Below are 22884 nucleotides of genomic sequence, written 5' to 3' on the forward strand. Positions count from 1 at the left end.
CCACAGCGACGTAGCCAGCAGGAGGTCGTGCTCGTGCGCCCCACCGCACCCAGTTCCCGCCGATCCCCCCTCCGTCTCCTCCTCACCGCCGCCCTCGCGGTCACCGCGCCGGGCGTGCTCGCCGCCTGCGGCAGCGGCTCCGGCAGCGACCCGGACACGGTGGAGGTCTCCTACAAGCAGTCCACGGACAACCAGGTCCGGGTGATGGACACCTTCCTCGCCGACGTGAAGAAGCAGTTCGAGAAGGCGCACCCTGGCAAGAAGGTGAAACTCGTCCCGATCAAGGCCCCGGACTCGGAGTACTACACCAAGGTGCAGCAGATGCTGCGCTCACCGAAGACGGCACCGGATCTGGTCTACGAGGACACGTTCCTCATCAACTCGGACATCACCAGCGGCTATCTGAAGCCCCTGGACGACTACCTGGCCGGCTGGAAGGACTGGGACCAGTTCATCGACACGGCCAAGACCGCGGCGAAGGCCGAGGACGGAAAGACGTACGGAATTCCCGATGGCACGGACACCCGCGGCCTCTGGTTCGACAAGGCGATCTTCGCGAAGGCGGGCCTGCCGGCGGACTGGCAGCCGAAGACGTGGGCTGACGTGCTCGACGCGGCCCGCGCCATCAAGCGGAAGGTCCCGGACGTCATCCCGCTGAACGTCTACACGGGCAAACCGGCCGGTGAGGCCGCGACCATGCAGGGCTTCGAGATGCTGCTCTACGGCACGGAGGGCGCGACGGCGGCCGGCGCGACCGACCCGCTGTACGACGAGAAGTCGAAGAAATGGAAGGCGGGCACCCAGGGCTTCAAGGACGCCCTCACCTTCGTGGAGACGGTCTACCAGGAGAAACTGGGCCCGGAGGTCTCCGACGCCCTCGACCCCAACATCTCCACCCGGGTTCGCGGCGAACTCCTCCCCGAGGGGAAACTCGGCATCAACCTGGACGGCTCCTGGCTCCCCCAGGACTGGCTGCCCGGCAGCGGTCATGAATGGCCGGAGTGGTCGGAGAAACTGGGCCTCGCCGCCATGCCGACCCAGAACGGCCAGTCGCCCGGCAAGGTGAGCATGTCCGGCGGCTGGACCTGGGCCATTCCCGAAAAGGCCGGAAACCCCGACCTCGCCTTCGAGTTCATCAAGACGATGCAGTCGAAGGCGAACGCCCAGAAGTGGTACATCGCCAATTCGGGAATCGCCGTCCGCAAGGACGTGGCCGCCGACCCGGCCTATGTGAAGGCGCAGCCCGGCATCAAGTTCTTCACCGATCTGGTGTCGAGCACGCACTACCGCCCGGCGTATCCGGCGTATCCGAAGGTCTCCACGGCCATCCAGGAGGCGATGGAATCCGTGACGACCGGCGACGCCTCGGTGGCGGAGGCGGCGAAGAGCTACGACGAGGAGCTGAGGACGGCGACGGACGACCAGGTGGTCGAGGGGACGGAAGAATGAGCCCCCGCGCATGAAGGGGCCGGCCACGGGACGGCCGGTGACGGGACGGCCGGTGACGGGACGGCCGGTGACGGGACCTCCTCACCCCGCGTTCCGGGCGTTCACCCGGGCCCTCCCCCTCACCCCCGCCACCGTCCTCCTGCTCCTCTTCCTCGCCGGCCCGATCGGCTACTGCGCCTACATCGCCTTCACCGACCTCCAACTCACCGGCCAGGCCGAGGACTCCTTCATCGGCTTCGAGAACTTCCGTACGGCGTTCGGGGACGAGGCGTTCCTCAACGCGGTCTGGCTGACCCTGGTCTTCACGGTGGTCTCGGCGCTGCTGGGCCAGAACACGCTGGGCCTGGCGCTGGCGGCGCTGATGCAGCGCGCGTCGAAGCCGGTTCGCACGCTGGTCGGGGGAATCGTCGTCACGGCGTGGGTCCTCCCGGAGGTCGTGGCCGGGTTCCTCCTCTACGCCTTCTTCCGCCGCGAAGGCACCCTGAACGCCGTCCTGGACTGGCTCCATCTCCCCACCCAGAACTGGCTGTACACGCTCCCGATCCTCGCGGTGTCGTTCGCGAACGTCTGGCGGGGGACGGCCTTCTCGATGCTGGTGTACTCGGCGGCCCTGAACGAGATCCCGAAGGAGATCACGGAGGCGGCGGAGATGGACGGCGCGGGCGGCTGGCGCCGTATGTGGCACATCACGCTCCCGATGATCCGCCGCTCGATCGGCACGAACCTCATGCTGATCACCCTCCAGACCCTGTCGGTCTTCGGCCTGATCTGGGTGATGACGCGAGGCGGCCCCGGCGGCAAGAGCCAGACCCTCCCCCTCTTCATGTACGAGGAGGCGTTCCAGAAGAGCATGATCGGTTACGGCACGGCGGTGGCGCTGTTGTTGCTGGTGGTGGGTTCGCTGTTCTCGGTGGTCTATCTGCGGCTGCTGCGGACGGAGGTGTGAGTGCCGTGGCCTCCTCGAACACCCGACGGCTCGCGGCCGACGCGGGGCTGCTCGTCATCGCCGCGGCCTTCGTCCTTCCGCTGGCGTGGGTGATCCTCTCGTCGGTGGACCCGAAGGCGGACCTGACGGTGAAGGTGCCGGACGGGGTGACGCCGGACAACTTCGACGCGGTACTGACCCCCGACATCACCTTCACGCCCCTGCTCAACAGCCTGCTGCTGTGCGGCGGGGGCACGGCGCTCACGGTGGTGTGCGCGGCCCTGGCGGCGTACCCGCTCTCCCGCTTCCGCTCCCGCCTGAACCGCCCGTTCCTCCTGACGATCCTGTTCGCGACGAGCCTGCCGATCACGGCGATCATGGTGCCGGTGTACGCGCTGTTCGTCCAGGTGAACCTGATCGACACCATGCAGGGCACGATCTTCTTCTTCGCGGCGTCCCAACTCCCCTTCGCCATCTGGCTGATGAAGAACTTCATGGACGGCGTACCGAAGGAACTGGAGGAGGCGGCGTGGACGGACGGCGCGTCGTCGCTCCAGTCCCTGCTGCGGGTCGTACTGCCGCTGATGGGCCCGGGCGTCGCGGTGGTGACCGTCTTCTCGTTCGTGATGATGTGGGGCAACTTCTTCGTCCCGTTCATGCTGCTGCTCACGCCGGAGCAGATGCCGGCGGCGGTGAGCATCAACGAGTTCTTCGGGAACCGGGGGACGGTCGTCTACGGGCAGTTGGCGGCGTTCTCGGTGATCTATTCCACGCCGGTGATCTTGTTGTACGTGGGGGTGGCCAGACGGTTGGGCGGGGGGTTCGCTCTGGGTGGGGCGGTCAAGGGGTGAGGCCGGGCCGCACGTCGAGACGCACGAGCGCGCCCATCTCCACGAGTTGGTCCGGCAGGGCCAGGTCGGAGACACCCATGACCGTGCTGGCGGGCCGGTGCTCCCCGAAGTACTCGGCGTGGAGGCGTGCCGTCGTGTCGAAGTTCTCCCGCAGGTTCCGCACCAGAACCGTGGTCTCCACTATCTGGCCGCGCTCGGCCCCGAACTCCTTCAGCACCAGGTCCAGGTTCTCCAGCGTGGTGCGGACCTGCAGTTCGAAGTCGCCCGCGCCCACGAAGGTGCCGTCCCGGTCGTGGGAGAGCTGTCCCGACACATGAACCGTGTCACCGACCTGGACGGCCTGGCTGTACCCGTAGATCGACTCCCACGGCACACCGAAGCCGTACGTCTTCGCCTGCGAACCCATGACTCACTCCTTGCGACAGTGCGAGCCCGTCGGTCGTGAACAGGCCCCTTGCACGCAGAAGTTACGGGTCCGCACGGACGGCGCTTGTCCGGGAGCGACATGAAAGTGGTCTCTGCGCGCAGAGTTCGCGCGCACGCGGCGGGTCTCACCCCTCGGGCAACACCCCGGGCCGGAACGGCTCCACCCCCACCACCCGCCGTACCCGCACCGGCTCGATCAGGATCATCAGGCGGCGCTCCCCGGGCAGGAGCCACGGATAGCGCTCCTGCCCGATGTACTTCCGGGTGAGGCGGTCCATCGCGCGGTCCGCCTCCTCCCCCTCCACGAAGCGGACGACGCGGCCTCGGATCTCGGCACGGTCGTAGGGGTTCTCGGGGTCGTGGTGGGACAGGGACACGAGGGGGTTGCGGCGCAGGTTCTCCTCCTTCACCCGCCCCACCGACGTGTTGACCATGACGTACTCGGGCCCGGAGGCGTCCTCTCCGTCCCTCTCGATGTCCACCCACATGGGTGACACCTGAGGCGCCCCGTCCGGTCCCACCGTCGCCAAGTGCCAGAAGTTCGGCGCCAGTAGGCGCTCCCGTATGTGCCCGTCCAGCTTCGTCATGGCGTCATCCCTACCCAGGCCCGTCCAGACATCCGCCCGCACGCCCCTCGGATCCCAGGAGTCACAGGTCTCCCACCACCCGTAGCTTCCTACAATCCGTGTTTGTGGCCGAACAGCCCGTAGTCACCGCAGCCCCGCGCCCCTACGTTGTGCGCGTGCACCGACGCTCAGCCCACGAACGGCAGCCCCAGCACCCGTACCCACAGCCGCAGGCACAGGCGCGCCCGGCCCCACAGGCCACCGCCCCCACCCCGCCCTTCAACGCCCCCGCCGCCCGTAGGATCCGCGCGGCGCTGGGCATGGAGCCCGAACACGTCGCCTACGGGATGCGCTCCTCGTACGGCCTCCCGTACGTCACCCCGGACCTGGTCGCCGCCTGGGAACGCGGCGCCGCCTCCCCCACCGGCTCCGAACTCACCGCGCTCGCGGGGGTGTTGTGGTGCTCGGCCGGTGAACTCATCAGCTCCCCCAGGACCTTGCGTGAGCACCGCATGGCCCAGGGCATCGCCGCCGAGGACGTCGCCCGCGCGGTCGGCCTCGAACTCACCCCGTACCTGGGAATGGAGGAGACCGGGGAGTGGCGCGGCACCGACCGTCAGGCGGCCGTCCTCGCCACCGTGCTCGATCTGACGCTGCCCGAACTCACCACCGTGACGGGGCGCGAGACCAGGCTCGGGGAACTGCTCCGCGGCGCGGTCACCACCCGCTGGCAGGCCCACGTACGGCCGATCGCCAAACTGCTCGCCCTCGACCGGCACCTCGACAAGCAAGCCGACCGGCACCTCGACCGGCATCTCCTCGAAGACGTCCTCCAGGAGTTGCACGCCGACTACCAGGGCCTGATGGCCGCCACCCTCACCTGGGCGAACGGCACCGCCGCGACCGACTCGGGCGACGCCGGCCGCGACTTCCTGGACGGGATCGTCGACCGCTTCTGGTCACTGGTCCGACGGACAGCCTCCTACTGACCCACCCAAGACCGACAGGAGCCCCTAGAACACCGACTCCGCCTCGTCCATCCGGTCCTTCGGCACCGTCTTCAGCTCGGTCACCGCCTCCGCCAGCGGCACCATCACCACCTCGGTGCCGCGCAGGGCGGTCATCCGGCCGTAGTCGGCCCGGTGCGCGGCCTCGACCGCGTGCCAGCCGAAGCGCGTGGCGAGCACCCTGTCGTACGCGGTCGGGGTGCCGCCCCGCTGGACATGGCCCAGAATGACCGGCTTGGCCTCCTTGCCGAGGCGGCGCTCCAGCTCGTACGCCAGCGCCGTGCCGATGCCCTGGAAGCGTTCGTGGCCGAACTGGTCGATCTCGCCGTGGCCGTAGTCCATGGAGCCCTCGGCCGGGTGCGCGCCCTCGGCGACGCAGATGACCGCGAACTTCTTGCCCCGCGAGAAGCGCTCCTCCACCATCTTCACCAGGTCGGCGGGGTCGAAGGCGCGCTCCGGCAGGCAGATGCCGTGCGCGCCCGCCGCCATGCCGGACTCCAGCGCGATCCAGCCGGCGTGCCGGCCCATGACCTCGACGACCATCACGCGCTGATGGGACTCGGCGGTCGTCTTCAGGCGGTCCATCGCCTCCGTGGCGACACCCACGGCCGTGTCGAAGCCGAACGTGCGATCGGTGGACGAGATGTCGTTGTCGATGGTCTTCGGGACGCCGACCACCGGCAGGCCGGCGTCACTGAGCATCCGCGCGGCCGTGAGCGTGCCCTCGCCCCCGATCGGGATCAGGACGTCGATGCCGAACTGGTGGGCCATGTCCTGCGCGTTCTCGCAGGCCTCGCGGAGGCGGTCGCGCTGGAGGCGGGAGGAGCCGAGAATGGTGCCGCCGCGGGCCAGGATGCCGCCGACGTCCTCCAGGTCGAGGGTGCGGTAGCGGCCGTCGAGGAGGCCGGCGTAGCCGTCCTCGAAGCCGATGACCTCGTCGCCGTACTGGGCGACCGCTCGGTGCACGACCGACCGGATCACTGCGTTCAGGCCCGGACAGTCGCCGCCTGCGGTGAGAACTCCGATACGCATCGTGCTGTGTCTCCTGCTCGTCCTGATCGTCCTGAGCGTCCTGAGTGTCCGGCTCGGTGCTGGTACTTATGAGCCAGTCCGATTGTTTCACGGCCGACCGGGGGTCGCCGCGCCCGTCCGGCCCAGCCCGGCACCCCTCCCCGCTGATGGGCGCCTTATCCATGGTCAGGGGTATTGTCAAGAGGGTTTCCGTCCGCCGCGACGGTGATTTCCACCCCTCCCCTGCCGAATCAGTCGAACCACATGAAGTCGAACCAGAAACGGAGTGCACACGTGACGCGCAGCGTGTACGTGACCGGGATCGATCGCGGCGACGGCCGCCAGGTCGTCGAACTGGGGGTGATGGAGCTCCTGACCCGCCAGGTCGACCGGGTCGGGGTGTTCCGGCCGCTGCTGCACCACGGACCGGACCGGCTCTTCGACCTGCTGCGCGCCCGCTACCGGCTCACCCAGGACCCGGCGACCGTGTACGGCATGGACTACCACGAGGCGTCCACGCTCCAGGCCGAGCACGGCACGGACGAGCTGGTCTCCACGCTCGTCGACCGGTTCCACACCGTCGCCCGGGACTACGACGTCGTCCTCGTCCTGGGGACCGACTTCGCCGACACCCAGTTCCCGGACGAGCTGTCGCTCAACGCCCGGCTCGCCAACGAGTTCGGCGCGTCCGTCATCCCGGTGGTCGGCGGACGGAAGCAGACCGCCGAGTCGGTCGTGGCCGAGACGCACAACGCCTACCGCGCGTACGAGGGCCTCGGCTGCGACGTGCTCGCCATGGTCGTCAACCGGGTCGCGCCCGCCGACCGCGACGGGATAGCCGAGCGGCTCGGTGACTCCCGGCTGCCGCTCCCCGCGCCCTGCTACGTGCTGCCCGACGAGCCCGCGCTCTCCGCGCCCACCGTCGCCCAGATCACCCACGCGCTGGGCGGCAAGGTCCTGCTCGGCGACGACTCGGGCCTCGCGCGCGACGCGCTGAACTTCGTCTTCGGCGGGGCCATGCTGCCGAACTTCCTCAACGCCCTGACCCCGGGCTGTCTGGTCGTCACCCCCGGCGACCGCGCGGACCTCGTCATCGGCGCCCTCGCCGCACACAGTGCCGGCACCCCGCCGATCGCGGGCCTGCTGCTCACCCTCGACGAGCGGCCCAGCGACGAGATCCTCACCCTCGCCGCCCGCCTCGCCCCCGGCACGCCCGTCGTCGCCGTCGAGTCCGGCTCCTTCCTCACCGCCTCCGAACTCTTCTCCATGGAGGGCAAGTTGAGCGCGGTGACCCCGCGCAAGGCGGAGACGGCGCTCGGGCTCTTCGAGCGGCACGTGGACACCGCCGAGCTGCGGGGCCGGGTCTCGGCGCCGAGCAGCGACCGGGTCACGCCGATGATGTTCGAGCACACCCTCCTCGAACAGGCCCGCTCCGAGCGGCGCCGGGTGGTGCTCCCCGAGGGCACGGAGGAGCGCGTCCTGCACGCGGCCGAGGTCATCCTCCGCCGCGACGTCTGCGACCTCACCCTCCTCGGCCCCGTCGAGCAGATCCGCAAGAAGGCCGCCGACCTGGGCATCGACCTCGGCGACAGCATGCTGGTGGACCCGGCGACCTCCGAGTGGCGCGACTCCTTCGCGGAGAGGTACGCCCAGTTCCGCGCCCACAAGAACGTCAGCATGGAGCTGGCGTACGACGTGGTGTCCGATGTGAACTACTTCGGCACGCTGATGGTCCAGGAAGGGCTGGCGGACGGGATGGTCTCGGGGTCGGTGCACTCCACCGCCGCCACCATCCGGCCCGCCTTCGAGATCATCAAGACCCGGCCGGACGCCGGCATCGTCTCGTCGGTCTTCTTCATGTGTCTCGCCGACAAGGTGCTGGTGTACGGGGACTGCGCGGTGAACCCGGACCCGAACGCCGAGCAGCTCGCCGACATCGCGATCCAGTCCGCCGCCACCGCGCGACAGTTCGGGGTCGAGCCGAGGATCGCAATGTTGTCGTACTCCACGGGGACGTCCGGGTCGGGCGCCGATGTCGACAAGGTGCGCGAGGCCACCGACATCGTGCGCTCGCGGCGGCCCGATCTGCTGATCGAGGGACCGATCCAGTACGACGCCGCCGTGGAGCCGAGTGTCGCGGCGACCAAGCTGCCGGACTCCGAAGTGGCGGGCCAGGCCACGGTGTTGATCTTCCCGGACCTCAACACCGGCAACAACACGTACAAGGCCGTACAGCGGTCGGCGGGCGCGCTCGCGGTCGGGCCGGTCCTCCAGGGGCTGCGCAAGCCGGTCAACGACCTGTCCCGGGGCGCGCTGGTCCAGGACATCGTGACCACGGTCGCCATCACGGCGATCCAGGCCCGGACGCCCACGCCCGCGGCCCAGTGACCCCCACCGTCGACAGGAAGCCCACCCCCGTGACCGCCACCCGCGTCCTCGTCCTCAACTCCGGCTCCTCGTCGGTGAAGTACCAGCTCCTCGACATGCGCGACAGCAGCCGCCTGGCCATGGGCCTGGTGGAACGCATCGGCGAGGAGACCTCCCGGCTGAAGCACACCCCGCTCACGAACGGGGACGCCTCCCGCGAGCGCACCGAGCCGATCGCCGACCACGAGGCCGCCCTGCGGGCCGTGGCGGACGAGCTGGCCAAGGACAGCCTCGGCCTGGACTCCGCCGAGCTGGCCGCCATCGGCCACCGCGTGGTGCACGGCGGGCAGAGCTTCACCCGGCCGACCGTGATCGACGACGCCGTGATCGCCGAGATCGAGCGGCTGATCCCGGTGGCACCGCTGCACAACCCGGCCAACCTCACCGGGATCCGCACGGCGCGGGCGCTGCGCCCGGACCTGCCGCAGGTGGCGGTGTTCGACACGGCGTTCCACACCACCATGCCGGAGTCGGCGGCCCGCTACGCCATCGACGTCGAGACGGCCGACGCGCACCGCATCCGCCGCTACGGCTTCCACGGCACCTCGCACGCGTACGTGTCCCGGGCGACGGCCGAACTGCTGGGCAGGGACCCGTCCGAGGTGAACGTCATCGTGCTGCACCTCGGCAACGGGGCGTCCGCGTCGGCGGTCCGCGGCGGGCGGTGCGTGGACACCTCCATGGGGCTGACGCCCTTGGAGGGGCTCGTGATGGGTACCCGGTCCGGAGACATGGACCCGGCCGTCATCTTTCATTTGATGCGCGTTGGCGGAATGTCCACGGACGAGATCGACACTCTCCTCAACAAGAAGAGCGGTCTGATCGGGTTGTGCGGCGACAACGACATGCGGGAAATCCGCCGGCGAATCGACGAGGGCGACGAACGGGCGAAGCTGGCCTTCGACATCTACATTCACCGGTTGAAGAAGTACATCGGCGCCTACTGCGCGGTGCTCGGCCGGGTGGACGCGGTCGCGTTCACGGCGGGTGTCGGCGAGAACGCGGCGCCGGTGCGGGAGGCCGCCGTAGCGGGTCTGGAGGGGCTGGGCCTGGCCGTGGACAGCGACCTCAACGCCGTACGGGGCGACGCGCCGCGGCTGATCTCGCCGGCCGGCGCGCGGGTCGCCGTGGCGGTGGTCCCGACGGACGAGGAACTGGAGATCGCGGCCCAGACGTACGCCCTGGTCGGAAAGAACATCTGAGCTTCGAAAAGAACAACTGAGCACCATCGGGCAATACACGCCGGTAACACGCCTGAGCGCATAGCCGCCCATATGAATTGCAGCATTCCGCCAGACGGAATATTCCGGAGCGAAACAAACCGATAGGATCGTCCCATGCGCCGTTCGAAAATCGTCTGTACTCTCGGCCCCGCGGTCGACTCCCACGAGCAACTGGTCGCCCTCATCGAGGCCGGCATGAACGTGGCCCGTTTCAATTTCAGCCACGGCAGCCACGCCGAGCACCAGGGCCGCTACGACCGGGTCCGGGCCGCCGCCGCCGAGACCGGCAACGCCATCGGCGTCCTCGCCGACCTCCAAGGCCCGAAGATCCGTCTGGAGACCTTCGCCGAGGGTCCCGTCGAGCTGGTGCGCGGTGACGAGTTCACCATCACCGCCGAGGACGTGCCGGGCGACAAGCAGATCTGCGGTACGACGTACAAGGGCCTGCCCGGTGACGTCTCCCCCGGCGACCAGGTCCTCATCAACGACGGCAACGTCGAGCTGAGGGTCATCGAGGTCGACGGGCCGCGCGTGCGGACCGAGGTCGTCGAGGGCGGTGTCATCTCCGACCACAAGGGCATCAACCTGCCCGGCGCGGCCGTCAACGTGCCGGCGCTGTCCGAGAAGGACGTCGAGGACCTGCGGTTCGCGCTGCGGATGGGCTGCGACCTGGTCGCGCTGTCCTTCGTGCGGGACGCGAACGACGTGCGGGACGTCCACAAGGTGATGGACGAGGTGGGCCGCCGGGTCCCCGTCATCGCCAAGGTGGAGAAGCCGCAGGCGGTGGAGAACATGGAGGACGTCGTGATGGCGTTCGACGGTGTGATGGTCGCCCGTGGCGACCTGGCCGTCGAGTACCCGCTCGAGAAGGTCCCCATGGTGCAGAAGCGCCTCATCGAGCTGTGCCGCCGCAACGCCAAGCCGGTGATCGTGGCGACCCAGATGATGGAGTCGATGATCACCAACTCCCGCCCCACGCGCGCCGAGGCCTCCGACGTGGCCAACGCGATCCTGGACGGCGCGGACGCGGTCATGCTGTCGGCGGAGTCCAGCGTGGGCGCGTACCCGCTGGAGACGGTGCGGACGATGTCGAAGATCGTCACGGCGGCCGAGGAGGAGCTGCTCTCCAAGGGCCTCCAGCCGCTGGTGCCCGGCAAGAAGCCGCGCACGCAGGGTGGTTCGATCGCCCGTGCCGCCTGTGAGATCGCCGACTTCCTCGGCGGCCGGGCCCTGGTGGCGTTCACGCAGTCCGGTGACACCGCCCGCCGGCTCTCGCGCTATCGCGCGTCGCAGCCGATCATCGCGTACACCACCGACGAGTCCACCCGGAACCAGCTGGCGCTCAGCTGGGGTGTCGAGTCGCACGTCGTGCCGTTCGTGAACAGCACCGACGAGATGGTCGACCTGGTCGACCACGAGATGGTCAAGCTCAACCGCTTCAACGAGGGCGACATCGCGGTCATCACCGCCGGCTCGCCCCCCGGCGTCCCCGGCACCACCAACATGGTCCGGGTGCACCACCTGGGCGGCGGCGCCCGCGACTGACGCGGCCGTCATCGCCGTAGGACGACACCGAGGGCGCCCCCCGGAAACAGGGGGCGCCCTCGGCGCTGTGCGGCTCCCGGACGGGTCCTGGGGCGGCCCGGTGACCCGGGCCGCGGGGTGACCGGCCGCTCAGTCGGTCATGAACTGGTGCATGCCGGGAACGGTGAGCGTTCCGCCGAACTGGCCCGCCTGGACGACCTTGACCTTCGTGAAGTAGATCAGCGGGATGTTCAGCGGCGGCGGGTGCTTCGGGTCGAAGGTCACCGGGATCAGCCCGAGCAGGTTGCCGGAGATGCTCTCGGTGTACATGACCGTCTTGCCTTCACGGATCGTGGACGTCGTGCCCTTGCCGGCCTGCACGTGGTAGGTCACGCCGGCCTGCTTGTCGTCGACCGTCTGGTGGAGGTCGCCGATGTCGGTGCCGTCGGAGATGACGTACTTCAGCACCTCCTTGACCGAGCCGTCGGCGGTCTTCACCTTGACGACGCCCTGGTAGTCGGCGCCCTTCAGCAGCAGCGAGCTGGCGTCCAGGTACCAGGGGTCGTTCGGCAGCGGCGGAATGCCCTTCTCGACGCCGCTCTCGTCGTCCGTGGCGACCGGGCAGCCCTCGGTGTCCGCGCTCTCGCTCGGCGAGGGGCTCGGCGTGGCGGTGGCGTCGTCCGTGGCATCGTCGGTGGCGTCCTCGGCCGCCTTCTCGGCGTCCTCGGTGTCCCCCGCGGTGTCGGTGACGTCCTTGGCGGCGTCCTCGACCTTGTCGGAGGCGTTGCCGGCGGTGTCCTTCGCGTCCTTGCCGGCGTCCGAGCCCGCGTCGTCGTCCTCCTTCGAGCCGGAGGCGTCCTCCGACGGGGAGGGCGACGGGGACGGGCTGGTCGACGTGGAGGGAGTGGTCTCCGTCTCCTTGTCGTCCGGCTTGAACAGGTCCTCGATCGCGGTGCCGATGTCCTCCAGCACGTTGCCGCCGCCGTCGGTCTCGGAGGTGTCGGCCGAGGGGGCCTCGCCGGAACCGGCCGTGTCGGTCGCGGACTTGTCGCTGTCGTCCGTCGACGACTCGTCCGAGGCGGAGCCGTCCTTGTCGTCGGAACCTGAATCCGACGACGCGGAGTCGTCCGTGGCCGTGTCGTCGGAGGCCGAGTCTCCGGAGGAGTTGCTGTCGTCGGCGGAGTCGTCGCCCGTGGACGTGTCCTTGCCCTCGTCCGTCGACGTGTCCTCGTCCGTGGAGGGGCTCTCGTCCGTGGAGTCGGTGCTCTCCTCGGCGGACGGGGTCGGCGTCGGCGTCGCGGAGGCGTCGGTGCCCTCCTCGGCGGCCTCCAGGGCCTCCACGCAGTCCTTGTACTCGTCGGCCGTCAGAGACAGCTTCGTCGGGTCGTCGGCGCGGGCGAGCGTCAGCGTGGGCGTGAAGCCCATGCCCATGAGGACCGCCGTCGGCATCGCCGCCAGGGCTATCGCCTTGCCCGCCGGCATGTTCAGCCGGGTGAGAAGGGGCTTCTTGGGCGCCGCGTGCCGCGGTCCGGATCTCGCACGGGACTCTCCCACCGAAGTCCCGTGGGTCACCTCGTCAGCCGGCACTGTGCCTCCCGTTCGTCCCGTTCGTGTGGGTGGTACCTGTGAGGTCGTCGCCCTCGCCGTTCGCCGCCCCGCTCGCCGAGCCCGCTCCCGCGGACTCCGGGGCGTCGCCCTTGTGCAGGGGGACCGCACTTTGCTGTGCCGTGTTCTCGGGAGCCGTGTCCTGCGCGACCGGTGTCCGCGACGGGGTCCTGTAGGTGGACGGCACCGCCGCCTCCTCGTGACCGGGCGCCCAGGCGATGGCCAGTGCACCGCCGATCAGGGAGAGCAGGAAGCCGACACCGAAGCCACCGAGGTTGGAGACCGGGATGGACACGAGCGCCAGGAGGATCGCCGCCGTACCGGCGAAGGTGCGTACGTGCCGCTGGAACCAGAGGCTGACCCCGAGCACCACCAGCAGCACGCCGATGATGAGGGATCCCGCGCCGCCCGTCGTCGACATGGCGAGCGTCAGATGACCGATCTGCAGGTTCGCGTACGGCAGATACATGATCGGGAAACCGCCGAGCAGGACCAACAGGCCCGCCCAGAAGGGACGAGAGCCCCTCCAGTCGCTAAAGCGCCGCCGAAAGGCGCGGAGATAGTCTTCGTTCTGCCCCGTTGACTCGGCGCTCATGGACAACAGCTCCCTGGAACGGTGTTGCTGTGAGAAGTTCGCGTACGACGCGTACGACGCGGGCGTACGGAATTCAGGTACGGAGATCGTGTGCGCGGTGGAGCGCACGACGAGAGGGACGGGCGGGCGAAGAAGCGGACGCCCCCTCACCCGCCCAGGGAGTGCCTAGTAGCACTCCACGACGCCCTTGTGGAGCGACATCTTCAAGTTGCTCAGCTTGAAGGTTCCTGCAGTGGTCGCCCACGCCGTCTGCTTCACGCCGGTGAGCGAGGCCGAGTCGGCCTGCTGAGCGAACCCGTAGGGGTTGGCCTGCTCCGAGCCACCCTTCATGCCAGGACCCTTGTTGGCGTCCTTCGCGGCCACACCGATGTCGATGCCCTTGAAGACGGCGTCCGCCTCGAGGTCCTCGACGTCGATGTAGAGGTTCTCGGCCTCGACCTTCTTGCCACCGGTGCCAGCGGTCAGCTTGAGGCTGACGCTACCGAGGATCGGGACACCGGGGGTGACGACCGACTGGCACATGTTGGTGATGGTCGCGGACTTGAACGCCGAAACGGCGACGGGGTGAACCGTCTTCTCGCCCTTGAGGGTGTAACCCTCGTCGAGCGCTCCGTACTGCGAGAAGCCCGTACCGTCGAGCTGACCCGCCGTCACCTTGAACGACTGGCCCGACACACTGAACGACGCGGCGAGAGCACCCTGCGCGAGGGCGACACCTATCGCTGCCGTGGCGGCGACGCTGGGCACCATGACCACAGCGAACCGCTTCCATCTGGTCCCGCCACGCACCTGGGACTCCATATTTCCTCCTTCTCGGACGTACATCTCCTGATACCGGCTCGCCCCTTGGCGGCGGCTCGGCCGGACAGGGATGGGAGAAGTGCTACGTCCTCGGGAAGGAGAGCGCCCGCGCTCGGTGGCGCGAAAAGCGCCCGAATCACCGGCGATCACCCCCGAGCGACAACCACTGGTCGCGCCTGACACGCATCACGCACAACCTGCTGGACAGGCTCCGCGGTTGAGCGGAGACCCCCCTGCCCAAGAGCCGGCGCCACTGTCGCCCGCTCTACTCGGTGGGGACCCAGAAAACCCGTTGACCCGACTGGCTGGCGGGGTACGGGACAGGACCGAGCGTCGCCGATCGTGGTGCATTCTCGCCGCCCCCGCAAGGGGGGTCGTTACTGGCTAGTAACGGACGGATAACCGAACAACGACCCATCGGCATCGGCCAGCGACCCTGGGTGGCGCCGAGTGAGGCGACACATGGGTGGACAGTCGGACAGAGTCCGACAGATCGACGGGATTCTCTTACTGCCAGTAACAGCGGCCGCGATTACCAAGATTTGGTAAAACGCGGCCGCGGTGTCGCTGTGTCGCCAAATCTCTCACTCGCGCACCACACGTCCCGGCACTCCGGGACGGAGGTGCTCACGAGCCCCCGGGCCTCCGCCCGTCACAGCCGACGCTCAACCGAGGCAGGGGGTCCACAGACAGGTCAGAACAGGGCCCGCGCCAGCGAGCGACGCGCCGCGGCCACCCGCGGATCGTCACCGCCGACCACCTCGAAGAGCTCCAGCAGCCGCAGCCGTACGGCGTCCCGGTCGTCACCGGCCGTGCGCCGCACCGTGTCGATGAGTCGTCCGAACGCGTCCTCCACATGTCCGCCGACGAGGTCGAGGTCCGCCGCCGCGATCTGCGCCTGCGCGTCGCCCGGGTTCTCGGCGGCCGCCTTGCGCACGTCCTGCGGGTCGACGCCCTGCACACGCTGGAGCAACTCGGCCTGGGCGAGGCCGAGTTTGGCCTCCGTGTTGCCCGGGTCGTCGCTCAGCACGTTCTTGTACGCCTGCACCGCGCCACCGAAGTCGCCCGCGTCCAGGGCTCGTACGGCGGCTTCGAGCAGGTGGTCGTAAGGGCCGGCCGGGATCTGCGGGGCCGCCTCGACGGGGGCGCCGGACTCGGCGTCCGGGTCCACCACCAGGCCGGTGAGCCCGAAGCGCTCCTCGGCGACCTGCACGAGCTGGTCGAGGGTCGCGCGGATCTGCTGCTCGGGGGCGGCGCCCTGGAAGAGGGGGAGGGCCTGACCGGCGACGACGGCGAACACGGCCGGGATCCCCTGGATCCCGAACTGCTGCATCAACATCTGGTTGGCGTCGACATCGATCTTCGCGAGGACGAACTTGCCGTTGTACTCGACGGCGAGGCGCTCCAGCACCGGGCTGAGCTGCTTGCAGGGCTGGCACCACTCGGCCCAGAAGTCGATGACGACGGGGACTTCGGTGGACCGCTGCAGGACCTCGCTCTCGAACCCGGCCTCATCGACGTCGATGACCAGGTCGGCCGGGGAGACCGCCCCTCCCCCGCCCTGCCGGGCCGTTTCGGCGCGCGCCTGCTCCGCCTTCGCCTTGGCCTCCTGGGCCGCCTTCACCGCGGCGAGGTCGACGACTCCGCTCATGGACATGTTCCGTGGCTGCATGAGTACATCCTCCCCCTTCCGAGCACGCAGGTGAAAAGCGTCCTGGAGCCGGGCACCCACCCGGCTTTCGCTACGACTCGTAGCGTAACCGTCCCGGCGACTCTCCTGCACCCCTCACTACCCACTCCGCAGTGATCTGCCTCACGACGACGGGGAGGACTTCGACAACGGCCGGATATGGTCGCCGGATGCAGAGCCGCACCCCCGCCGCACGCGCCACGGGCGGCCGTCCGCGCAGCGCCGCCGCGGACGCCGCGATCCTGGCCGCGACCCGTGCGGCGCTGGTCGACCTGGGCTGGTCGAAGCTGACCCTGGGCGACGTGGCGACCCGGGCCGGTGTCGCGAAGACGACCCTCTACCGCCGCTGGGCCGGCAAGAACGAACTCGTCGTGGACGCGGTGGCGGAACTCTTCGACGAGCTGCGCCTCCCGGACCGGGGCAGCCTGGCGGCCGACATCGAGGGCGTGGTGCTCCAGTTCGCGGCGATCCTGGCCCGCCCGGAGGCCAAGAGCGGCCTCATGGCCGTCGTCGCCGAGTCGACCCATGACGACGCCCTGCGCGAGCGCATCCGCGCGTCCGTCGTCGACCGCCAGAAACGCCTCGTCCTGGAGGGCCGCGCCCGGGCCCAGGCCCGCGGCGAACTCCCCCCGGAATCCGACCCCGCCACCGCCGCCCGCACCGTCGACCTCATCTTCGACGTGGTCGTGGGTACGGTCGTCCACCGCACGCTGGTCAGCGCGGAACCGGCGGACGAGGAGTGGGCCCGGGACTTCACGACCCTCTTGCTGAACGGCCTGAGGGGCACTGCATAAAACGCGCGCCGTAAGACGCGCCCCGCAAGGGGCGCGGGGACTGCGCGAGAAGCCCCCACCCACCCGCACCCGACAACGGCCCTCGCCCGCCCCCGCCGGAGGCAACCGCGCCTAGAACCCCGCCGGCTCCGTGTACACCCCCCACTCCTCCCGCAGCACCCCGCAGATCTCCCCCAGCGTCGCCTCGGCCCGCACCGCGTCGAGCATCGGCCCGATCATGTTGGCCCCGCCGCGCGCCGCCGCGAGCATCGCGTCGAGCGCGGACCGCACGGCCCCGTCGTCGCGCGCCCCCTTCCGCCCCGCGAGCACCCTCACCTGCTCCCGCTCCACCTCGTGACTGACCCGCAGGATCTCCAGGTCCCCGGTCACGGACCCATGGTGGACATTGACGCCGACGACCCGCTTCTCCCCCTTCTCCAGCGCCTGTTGGTACCGGAAGGCGGACTCCGCGATCTCCCCGGTGAACCACCCGTCCTCGATCCCCCGCAGGATCCCGGAGGTGATCGGCCCGATCGGATGCGTCCCGTCCGGATGCGCCCGCAGCCCCCGCTCCTTGATCTGGTCGAAGATCTTCTCTGCGTCGGCCTCGATACGGTCCGTCAGCTGCTCGACGTACCACGAACCACCCAGCGGATCGGCGACATTGGCGACCCCGGTCTCCTCCATCAGCACCTGCTGCGTCCGCAGCGCGATCTCCGCGGCCTGTTCCGACGGCAGCGCCAGCGTCTCGTCCAGCGCGTTGGTGTGCAGCGAGTTGGTCCCGCCGAGCACCGCCGACAGCGCCTCCACCGCCGTACGCACCACGTTGTTGTACGGCTGCTGCGCGGTCAGCGAGACCCCGGCGGTCTGCGTGTGGAAGCGCAGCCACTGGGCCTTCTCCGTGCGCGCCCCGTACACGTCCCGCATCCACCGCGCCCAGATCCGGCGCGCCGCGCGGAACTTGGCGATCTCCTCGAAGAAGTCGACGTGCGCGTCGAAGAAGAAGGACAGCCCGGGCGCGAACACGTCGACGTCCAGCCCCCGGCTGAGCCCCAGCTCCACGTATCCGAAGCCGTCCGCGAGGGTGTACGCCAGCTCCTGCGCGGCCGTGGCCCCGGCCTCCCGGATGTGGTAGCCGGAGACGGAGAGCGGCTTGTACGCGGGGATCTCGGCCGCGCAGTGCTCCATGAGGTCCCCGATGAGGCGCAGATGCGGCTCGGGCTGGAAGAGCCACTCCTTCTGCGCGATGTACTCCTTGAAGATGTCGGTCTGGAGGGTGCCGTTGAGCACACCCGGGTCGACGCCCTGCCGCTCGGCGGCGACGAGGTACATGCAGAAGACGGGGACGGCGGGCCCGCTGATCGTCATGGACGTGGTGACGTCACCCAGCGGGATGTCCCTGAACAGCACCTCCATGTCGGCAGCGGAGTCGATGGCGACCCCGCAGTGCCCCACCTCACCGAGCGAGCGCGGCTCGTCCGAGTCCCGCCCCATCAGCGTCGGCATGTCGAACGCGACGGACAGTCCTCCGCCTCCGTTGGCGAGGATCTTCTTGTAGCGCTCGTTCGTCTGCTCCGCGTTCCCGAACCCCGCGAACTGGCGGATCGTCCACGTCCGCCCCCGGTAGCCGGTCGGATACAGCCCGCGCGTGAAGGGGAACTCCCCCGGCCAGCCGATCCGCTCGAACCCCTCGTACACATCGCCCGGCCGGGGCCCGTACACGGGCTCCACGGGGTCCCCGGAGAGCGTCGTGAAGTCGGCCTCCCGCTTCCGCGCGGAGTCGTAACGGTCCTGCCAGCGGCGGCGGCCCTCATCGATGGCGTCAGCGTCCATGGAACCAATTTACTAGGACGTCCTAGTAAACGACAGCAACGCAGCTCAGGACGCGCGCGCGGGGCGCGAAACGGCACCCGTTACGCTCGGTGCCATGAAGAAGAGCGTCTTGACCCGCTACCGGGTGATGGCCTACGTCACCGCCGTGCTGCTGATCCTGCTGACGGTGGGCGTGATCGGGAAGCGCCTGCTGGGCATGGACGGCTTCGACGGCTTCGTCACGGTGATCGGCTTCGCCCACGGCTGGCTGTACGTGCTCTACCTGGTCTTCGCCTTCGACCTCGGCAGCAAGGCCAAGATGCCGCTGGGCCGCCTCGCCTGGGTGCTGCTCGCCGGTACCGTGCCGACGGCCGCCTTCTTCGTGGAGCGCAAGGTCAGCCGCGAGGTCGAGCCGCTGATCATCAAGGAGGCGGCCCCGAACCCGGCCGCCGCCTGACCGCCTCCCGACCGCCTCCTGACCGCCTCCGGTCAGTCCTCCTCAAAGTCCCCCGCCGCCACCCGCAGCGGCCTGAGCATCGCGAAGATCTCCGCGCACTCCTCGGCGTCGTAGGCGCCGAGGCCGAAGTCCATGGCCATGAGATCGCGGGTGGCCGCGTCGCAGACCTCGCGGCCCTTGTCGGTGATGGAGGCGAGGGTGCCGCGGCCGTCGTTGGGATTGGGGCGCTTGTCGACCAGACCGGACTTCACCAGCCGGTCGACGGTGTTCGTCACGGACGTGGGGTGCACCATGAGCCGCTCACCGATCTTGGACATCGGCAGCTCGCCCTTCTGCGAGAAGGTCAGCAGCACGAGGGCCTCATAGCGGGCGAACGTCAGCCCGTACGGTTTGACCACCGCGTCGACCTCCGCCAGCAGGATCTGCTGGGCACGCATGATCGACGTGATCGCGGCCATGGACGGCACATTTCCCCAGCGCTGCTTCCAGTGCTCGTCGGCGCGCGAGATGGGGTCGAAGGAGAGGCTGAGCGGCTTCGGCACGGCATCGACCTTACCGGCCGGTCACATGCTGGTCAGCCCCGTCTCGCCTTTCGGTCGCCCCCAAGGGGCGCGGGGAACTGCGCGAACGGGGTCCGGGGCGGAGCCCCGAATCCTTGACGGGGGTCGAAGGCGGCGCGCAGCCCCTGGGTGGGGGCACCTCCCGCTCGAGCGAAGCCGAGAGTGGGGGAGGGACGGGTAGGGGCGGCGGGGGCGACAAAACCCCGCCGCGCCAACGGCAGCCCCCGCACCCCGACGCCTCAACGCCCCGCGGCCCTCCGCAACTGATGCCGCACCGCCCGCTGCGCCACCGGCCCGAGACCGTCCAGCGCGGCGACGAGCCCCGCGAGCTGCTCCAGCGCCCCGAGCGCCTCCCCCGCCCCCTCCGGGTCGACCCCCTCGTACAGCTCCAGCCCCACGAACGACGCCGCCACGGCCCGCGCCAGCCCACCCGCGTCGGCGAACTCCCCGAGCGGCGAGGCCGCGAGGACCCGGCGCAGCACCCCCTCGACCTCCGCGATCCACAGGTCCAGCCCGGCGGCCGTCGCCGGCGCCAGTCGGGCGTGGGTCTGCGCCCCCGCGAGGAGCTGCCCCAGCACGGCCACATGTCCCGCCGCCCGCTCCTCCACGTGCATCTCCCGCCCGAAGGCCAGCAGTTCGGAGAGCGAGCCGATCGCCGCCATCCGCTCCCGGTGGCGGGCGACCCGCTGCTCCGCCCCGTACCGGCAGGCCGCCGCCAGGAGTTCGTCGACCGACCCGAAGTGGTAGAAGACGAGCGCCTGGTTCACCCCGGCGGTCGCGGCGATCGTACGGGCGGACGTCTTGGCGATCCCCTGCTCGACGAGCGTCCGCAGCGCGCCCTCCAGCAGCTTCGTCCGGGTCGCCCCGCTCACGCCCGCGCCTCCTCGCGGACCGGCCGCAGCCCGGGCCGGACCCCGCACACCCGGACGTCCTGGTAGGTCGCGGTGAAGGAGCCCTCGTAGCCGAAGAGCGGCCCGAAGTGCCGGTTCACCACCCGCACCTGGATCCGGAAGCGTCCCGTCCGATCGTCGAACCGCTCCCGCACCTCGGCGTCCGCGCCGATGAGCCCGGGGACCCGGACGTCGAGGGGCCCCTCGCGGAAGCGGTGCTCGCCGGAGCGGATCAGCAGCGACCCGTCGGGCTCCGCACGGAAGTGCAGGTCGCTGGCGAGGTGCTGGTGGGTGCCGAGGTAGTCGAGGACGCGGTCGCCCTGGGGGCTCAGCACCATCTGGGCGTCGAACCGGCGGGACCGGCCGGGCAGGTCGAAGGTACGCACGAAGCTCACCGTCTCACGGCCGAAACCGTCGGTGTACGGCACGTTCTCGATGGTGAAGGGAACGTGCCGCCCCTCGCGCGGGACGAGGATGTTCCGGGTGCCCCCGAGCGCGAGGAAGGGTTTCACCAGGCCCCGCCCGTGCCAGACACGGTCCATCACCCCCCGGCCCGTGCACGCCTGCCCGCTCGCCAGTCCGACCGAGAAGCGGCGACGCAGCTCGGGGTGCAGCCGCTCGAAGTCGGCGCCCATGACGGTACGGAAGATCGAGGCCGGAGAAGCGGGAGAAGCCGGGGAGGCCGACGGGGCGGAGGGGGACGGGGTGGTCCCCGGAGTCGTGGCGTCCATGCCGGTCATCCCGTCATCCCTTCAGGGTCGCGAGCAGTCGGGGCGCACGCGCGCGTGCGGGCGCGGTCCGCACACAGCGGCGGGCGGACGGGGTGCCGGGCAGGGGCGGCGCCAACAGGGCGGCCAGGACCGCCGACACGGCCAGGACCGGGGTCGCGAACAGCGCGAGCGGCGCCAGGGCGCCCGCCGGGTCCCCCAGCGCCCCGTACGCGAGCCCGGCGCAGGCGGCCAGGACCGTCAGCACGCGGACGACCGCCTCGGCGAGCCAGTGCCGCAGGGCCCGCTCGGGGGTGATGTCCCGCTCCAGCCACAGGCGGAGCCGGTCGAAGGACCAGGCGGTGGCCCAGCCCATGAGCGGGCGGAACAGCATCCGGTCGACGAGGGCGCCCGGCCGGCCCCAGCGGGGGAGGTAGTCGTAGCCGGTGAGGAAGCGCACGCCGTCGCCGTCCGGCACGTAGCGCCAGTAGCCGCTGCCCTCGGCGATCAGGGAGAGCGGGTGCGGCGAGGCGAACCGCAGGGCGGAGGTGCGGGTGCCGTCCGGCCGCTCCTTCTCCCCGGCCGACACACCGGTCCCGGCGACCGTCAGGCCGGGGAGCACGCGGGTGGCGTACCGGAAGCGCTGCGGCTCGCCCTCCACCCGCGGGAGGTGGCCGATCTCCGTGAACCGGAGGTCCCACCGCTGATGGAGTGCGGGGTCCTGGGTACGGGCCCACACCTCCTCCAGGTCCGCCCGTACTCGTGCCTCGATGTAGAGCCCCATCCGCGTTCCCCCAGGTCGACGAAGTTTTTGAGCGAATGCTCAACCTGTCGGGGACGACCGTACTCCGATTTGAGCGATCGCTCAATCAGCAGGGCATGAGAAAACCCCGGCCCTCGGGGGCCGGGGTTCCGGCAGCCGCGGCAGCGCCCGCGGCGGGCTATGACGGCTCGGACAGGTGGCGCTCCACCGTCTCCACCTTGGACGTGAGGCCGTCCGTGACGCCGGGGCGGATGTCGGCCTTGAGGACGAGGGAGACGCGGGGCGCGCGCTCCTCGACGACGGCGACGGCGCGGCGCACGACGTCCATGACCTCGTCCCAGTCACCTTCGATCGAGGTGAACATGGCGTCGGTCCGGTTCGGCAGACCCGACTCACGGACGACCCGGACGGCGTCGGCGACGTACTCCCCCACCTCCTCGCCGACACCGAGGGGGGTCACGGAGAAGGCGACGATCACGCGTTCACGACCCCTTCCTTGCGGGCGCGCGTGGCGATCACCGCGTCGTCGGCCTCGCGGCGCAGCCTGCGGTCGGCGAAGAAGCCGCCGGTGGGCAGGACGGAGAGGGCGAAGTAGAGCGCGGCGGTCTTCAGCGACCACTTCGTACGGTTCCAGGCGTCGGCCCAGAAGATCAGGTACAGGACGAAGAAGCCGGCGTGGACCCAGCCCATCACGGGCACCGCGTCGAACTCCGTGGTCCGCTTCAGCACCGAGCAGACGAGCAGCAGCAGGAAGGAGACGGCCTCGGGGGCGGAGACGAGGCGCAGACGGCGGAGGGCGGAGACGGTCTTTATGTCCACGGG

Annotated in this window: 23 protein-coding genes; 9 read left to right on the plus strand and 14 right to left on the minus strand. The window is 70.0% G+C overall.

Translation table 11 applies throughout. The features are described from left to right. The first annotated feature begins 33 nt into the window (after positions 1 to 33). The 3 genes from HW837_RS38730 to HW837_RS38740 are packed head-to-tail and all read left to right on the plus strand — an operon-like array spanning position 34 to position 3225. Positions 34 to 1449: an extracellular solute-binding protein gene (locus HW837_RS38730; RefSeq protein ID WP_193381852.1), complete on the plus strand. Its 1416-nt coding sequence runs from the start codon at positions 34 to 36 to the stop codon at positions 1447 to 1449. Between the two features lie 10 nt (positions 1450 to 1459). Continuing rightward, complete coding sequence (locus tag HW837_RS38735) at positions 1460 to 2395, plus strand: carbohydrate ABC transporter permease (RefSeq protein ID WP_237270565.1); 936 nt, start codon at positions 1460 to 1462, stop codon at positions 2393 to 2395. A 5-nt stretch (positions 2396 to 2400) separates the two neighbouring features. Next, complete coding sequence (locus HW837_RS38740; protein WP_234379422.1) at positions 2401 to 3225, plus strand: carbohydrate ABC transporter permease; 825 nt, start codon at positions 2401 to 2403, stop codon at positions 3223 to 3225. On the opposite strand, the gene HW837_RS38745 is transcribed toward HW837_RS38740, so the two are convergent. Continuing rightward, a complete protein-coding gene (locus HW837_RS38745) occupies positions 3215 to 3631 on the minus strand; it encodes a RidA family protein (protein ID WP_045558882.1) in 417 nt (138 codons plus the stop codon). The genes HW837_RS38740 and HW837_RS38745 overlap by 11 nt on opposite strands. A 145-nt stretch (positions 3632 to 3776) precedes the next feature. Next, complete coding sequence (locus HW837_RS38750) at positions 3777 to 4238, minus strand: PPOX class F420-dependent oxidoreductase (protein ID WP_093790645.1); 462 nt, start codon at positions 4236 to 4238, stop codon at positions 3777 to 3779. Between the two features lie 155 nt (positions 4239 to 4393). Between HW837_RS38750 and HW837_RS38755 the strand changes: the two genes are divergently transcribed. Further along, positions 4394 to 5206, plus strand: a complete 813-nt coding sequence (locus tag HW837_RS38755) for a helix-turn-helix domain-containing protein (protein ID WP_234442610.1) — start codon at positions 4394 to 4396, stop codon at positions 5204 to 5206. A gap of 24 nt (positions 5207 to 5230) precedes the next feature. Here the strand turns inward: HW837_RS38755 and HW837_RS38760 are convergent, their stop codons facing one another. Continuing rightward, complete coding sequence (locus HW837_RS38760; protein WP_045558885.1) at positions 5231 to 6256, minus strand: ATP-dependent 6-phosphofructokinase; 1026 nt, start codon at positions 6254 to 6256, stop codon at positions 5231 to 5233. Between the two features lie 273 nt (positions 6257 to 6529). Here HW837_RS38760 and pta point away from each other — a divergent pair, with 273 nt between their 5' ends. The 3 genes from pta to pyk all read left to right on the plus strand — a co-directional run bounded on the left by pta (position 6530) and on the right by pyk (position 11430). Further along, positions 6530 to 8623, plus strand: a complete 2094-nt coding sequence (gene pta, locus HW837_RS38765; protein WP_045558886.1) for a phosphate acetyltransferase — start codon at positions 6530 to 6532, stop codon at positions 8621 to 8623. A 29-nt stretch (positions 8624 to 8652) separates the two neighbouring features. Continuing rightward, positions 8653 to 9864 carry an acetate kinase gene (locus HW837_RS38770; protein WP_193381850.1) on the plus strand — a complete coding sequence of 404 codons (1212 nt, stop codon included), beginning with the start codon at positions 8653 to 8655 and terminating at the stop codon, positions 9862 to 9864. 135 nt (positions 9865 to 9999) lie between these two features. Further along, positions 10000 to 11430: a pyruvate kinase gene (gene pyk / locus HW837_RS38775; RefSeq protein WP_045558887.1), complete on the plus strand. Its 1431-nt coding sequence runs from the start codon at positions 10000 to 10002 to the stop codon at positions 11428 to 11430. Positions 11431 to 11559: 129 nt separating this feature from the next. Here pyk and HW837_RS38780 read toward each other — a convergent pair whose 3' ends face one another. The 4 genes from HW837_RS38780 to HW837_RS38795 form a co-directional block, all read right to left on the minus strand. Beyond that, complete coding sequence (locus HW837_RS38780) at positions 11560 to 12996, minus strand: hypothetical protein (protein WP_193381849.1); 1437 nt, start codon at positions 12994 to 12996, stop codon at positions 11560 to 11562. Further along, positions 12986 to 13609 carry a DUF6114 domain-containing protein gene (locus HW837_RS38785; protein WP_045558888.1) on the minus strand — a complete coding sequence of 208 codons (624 nt, stop codon included), beginning with the start codon at positions 13607 to 13609 and terminating at the stop codon, positions 12986 to 12988. Before HW837_RS38785 ends, HW837_RS38780 begins: the two co-directional genes overlap by 11 nt. 165 nt (positions 13610 to 13774) lie before the next feature. Further along, positions 13775 to 14410, minus strand: coding sequence for a DUF6230 family protein (locus tag HW837_RS38790; RefSeq protein ID WP_045558889.1), 636 nt, complete (start codon positions 14408 to 14410; stop codon positions 13775 to 13777). 694 nt (positions 14411 to 15104) lie between these two features. Beyond that, positions 15105 to 16082 (minus strand): tetratricopeptide repeat protein, encoded by a 978-nt coding sequence (locus HW837_RS38795; protein ID WP_045558890.1) that lies wholly within the window; start codon positions 16080 to 16082, stop codon positions 15105 to 15107. A 188-nt stretch (positions 16083 to 16270) separates the two neighbouring features. Here HW837_RS38795 and HW837_RS38800 point away from each other — a divergent pair, with 188 nt between their 5' ends. Continuing rightward, the gene (locus HW837_RS38800) at positions 16271 to 16894 is read left to right on the plus strand and encodes a TetR/AcrR family transcriptional regulator (RefSeq protein WP_193381848.1); all 624 of its coding nucleotides are present in this window, start codon (positions 16271 to 16273) and stop codon (positions 16892 to 16894) included. A 111-nt stretch (positions 16895 to 17005) separates the two neighbouring features. Here HW837_RS38800 and HW837_RS38805 read toward each other — a convergent pair whose 3' ends face one another. Then, entirely contained in the window at positions 17006 to 18706 is a 1701-nt protein-coding gene (locus HW837_RS38805) for a coenzyme B12-dependent isobutyryl-CoA mutase large subunit (RefSeq protein WP_045558892.1), read from the minus strand. A gap of 94 nt (positions 18707 to 18800) precedes the next feature. Here HW837_RS38805 and HW837_RS38810 point away from each other — a divergent pair, with 94 nt between their 5' ends. Beyond that, the gene (locus HW837_RS38810; RefSeq protein WP_045558893.1) at positions 18801 to 19142 is read left to right on the plus strand and encodes a DUF3817 domain-containing protein; all 342 of its coding nucleotides are present in this window, start codon (positions 18801 to 18803) and stop codon (positions 19140 to 19142) included. A 32-nt stretch (positions 19143 to 19174) separates the two neighbouring features. On the opposite strand, the gene HW837_RS38815 is transcribed toward HW837_RS38810, so the two are convergent. The 6 genes from HW837_RS38815 to HW837_RS38840 all read right to left on the minus strand — a co-directional run bounded on the left by HW837_RS38815 (position 19175) and on the right by HW837_RS38840 (position 22881). After that, a complete protein-coding gene (locus HW837_RS38815) occupies positions 19175 to 19684 on the minus strand; it encodes a MarR family winged helix-turn-helix transcriptional regulator (RefSeq protein WP_045558894.1) in 510 nt (169 codons plus the stop codon). Between the two features lie 257 nt (positions 19685 to 19941). Next, a complete protein-coding gene (locus HW837_RS38820) occupies positions 19942 to 20574 on the minus strand; it encodes a TetR/AcrR family transcriptional regulator (protein ID WP_045558895.1) in 633 nt (210 codons plus the stop codon). Continuing rightward, the gene (locus HW837_RS38825) at positions 20571 to 21227 is read right to left on the minus strand and encodes a DUF4166 domain-containing protein (protein ID WP_045559229.1); all 657 of its coding nucleotides are present in this window, start codon (positions 21225 to 21227) and stop codon (positions 20571 to 20573) included. Before HW837_RS38825 ends, HW837_RS38820 begins: the two co-directional genes overlap by 4 nt. A gap of 109 nt (positions 21228 to 21336) precedes the next feature. Continuing rightward, entirely contained in the window at positions 21337 to 22083 is a 747-nt protein-coding gene (locus tag HW837_RS38830) for a hypothetical protein (RefSeq protein WP_045558896.1), read from the minus strand. 157 nt (positions 22084 to 22240) lie between these two features. Beyond that, complete coding sequence (locus tag HW837_RS38835; protein WP_045558897.1) at positions 22241 to 22540, minus strand: MTH1187 family thiamine-binding protein; 300 nt, start codon at positions 22538 to 22540, stop codon at positions 22241 to 22243. After that, positions 22537 to 22881 (minus strand): DUF3817 domain-containing protein, encoded by a 345-nt coding sequence (locus HW837_RS38840; protein ID WP_045558898.1) that lies wholly within the window; start codon positions 22879 to 22881, stop codon positions 22537 to 22539. Before HW837_RS38840 ends, HW837_RS38835 begins: the two co-directional genes overlap by 4 nt. Positions 22882 to 22884: the final 3 nt, after the last annotated feature.

Source organism: Streptomyces caniscabiei, from assembly GCF_014930365.1.
In the GTDB taxonomy this organism is placed as follows: Bacteria; Actinomycetota; Actinomycetes; order Streptomycetales; family Streptomycetaceae; genus Streptomyces; species Streptomyces caniscabiei.

Excerpts from the sequence above, each read along its gene's own strand:
- HW837_RS38735 (WP_237270565.1), top strand. The coding sequence starts at position 1,460 with ATGAAGGGGCCGGCCACGGGACGGCCGGTGACGGGACGGCCGGTGACG.
- HW837_RS38745 (WP_045558882.1), bottom strand. The coding sequence starts at position 3,631 with ATGGGTTCGCAGGCGAAGACGTACGGCTTCGGTGTGCCGTGGGAGTCG.
- HW837_RS38750 (WP_093790645.1), bottom strand. The coding sequence starts at position 4,238 with ATGACGAAGCTGGACGGGCACATACGGGAGCGCCTACTGGCGCCGAAC.
- HW837_RS38760 (WP_045558885.1), bottom strand. The coding sequence starts at position 6,256 with ATGCGTATCGGAGTTCTCACCGCAGGCGGCGACTGTCCGGGCCTGAAC.
- pyk (WP_045558887.1), top strand. The coding sequence starts at position 10,000 with ATGCGCCGTTCGAAAATCGTCTGTACTCTCGGCCCCGCGGTCGACTCC.
- HW837_RS38785 (WP_045558888.1), bottom strand. The coding sequence starts at position 13,609 with ATGAGCGCCGAGTCAACGGGGCAGAACGAAGACTATCTCCGCGCCTTT.
- HW837_RS38790 (WP_045558889.1), bottom strand. The coding sequence starts at position 14,410 with ATGGAGTCCCAGGTGCGTGGCGGGACCAGATGGAAGCGGTTCGCTGTG.
- HW837_RS38795 (WP_045558890.1), bottom strand. The coding sequence starts at position 16,082 with ATGCAGCCACGGAACATGTCCATGAGCGGAGTCGTCGACCTCGCCGCG.
- HW837_RS38800 (WP_193381848.1), top strand. The coding sequence starts at position 16,271 with ATGCAGAGCCGCACCCCCGCCGCACGCGCCACGGGCGGCCGTCCGCGC.
- HW837_RS38805 (WP_045558892.1), bottom strand. The coding sequence starts at position 18,706 with ATGGACGCTGACGCCATCGATGAGGGCCGCCGCCGCTGGCAGGACCGT.
- HW837_RS38810 (WP_045558893.1), top strand. The coding sequence starts at position 18,801 with ATGAAGAAGAGCGTCTTGACCCGCTACCGGGTGATGGCCTACGTCACC.
- HW837_RS38825 (WP_045559229.1), bottom strand. The coding sequence starts at position 21,227 with ATGGGCGCCGACTTCGAGCGGCTGCACCCCGAGCTGCGTCGCCGCTTC.
- HW837_RS38830 (WP_045558896.1), bottom strand. The coding sequence starts at position 22,083 with ATGGGGCTCTACATCGAGGCACGAGTACGGGCGGACCTGGAGGAGGTG.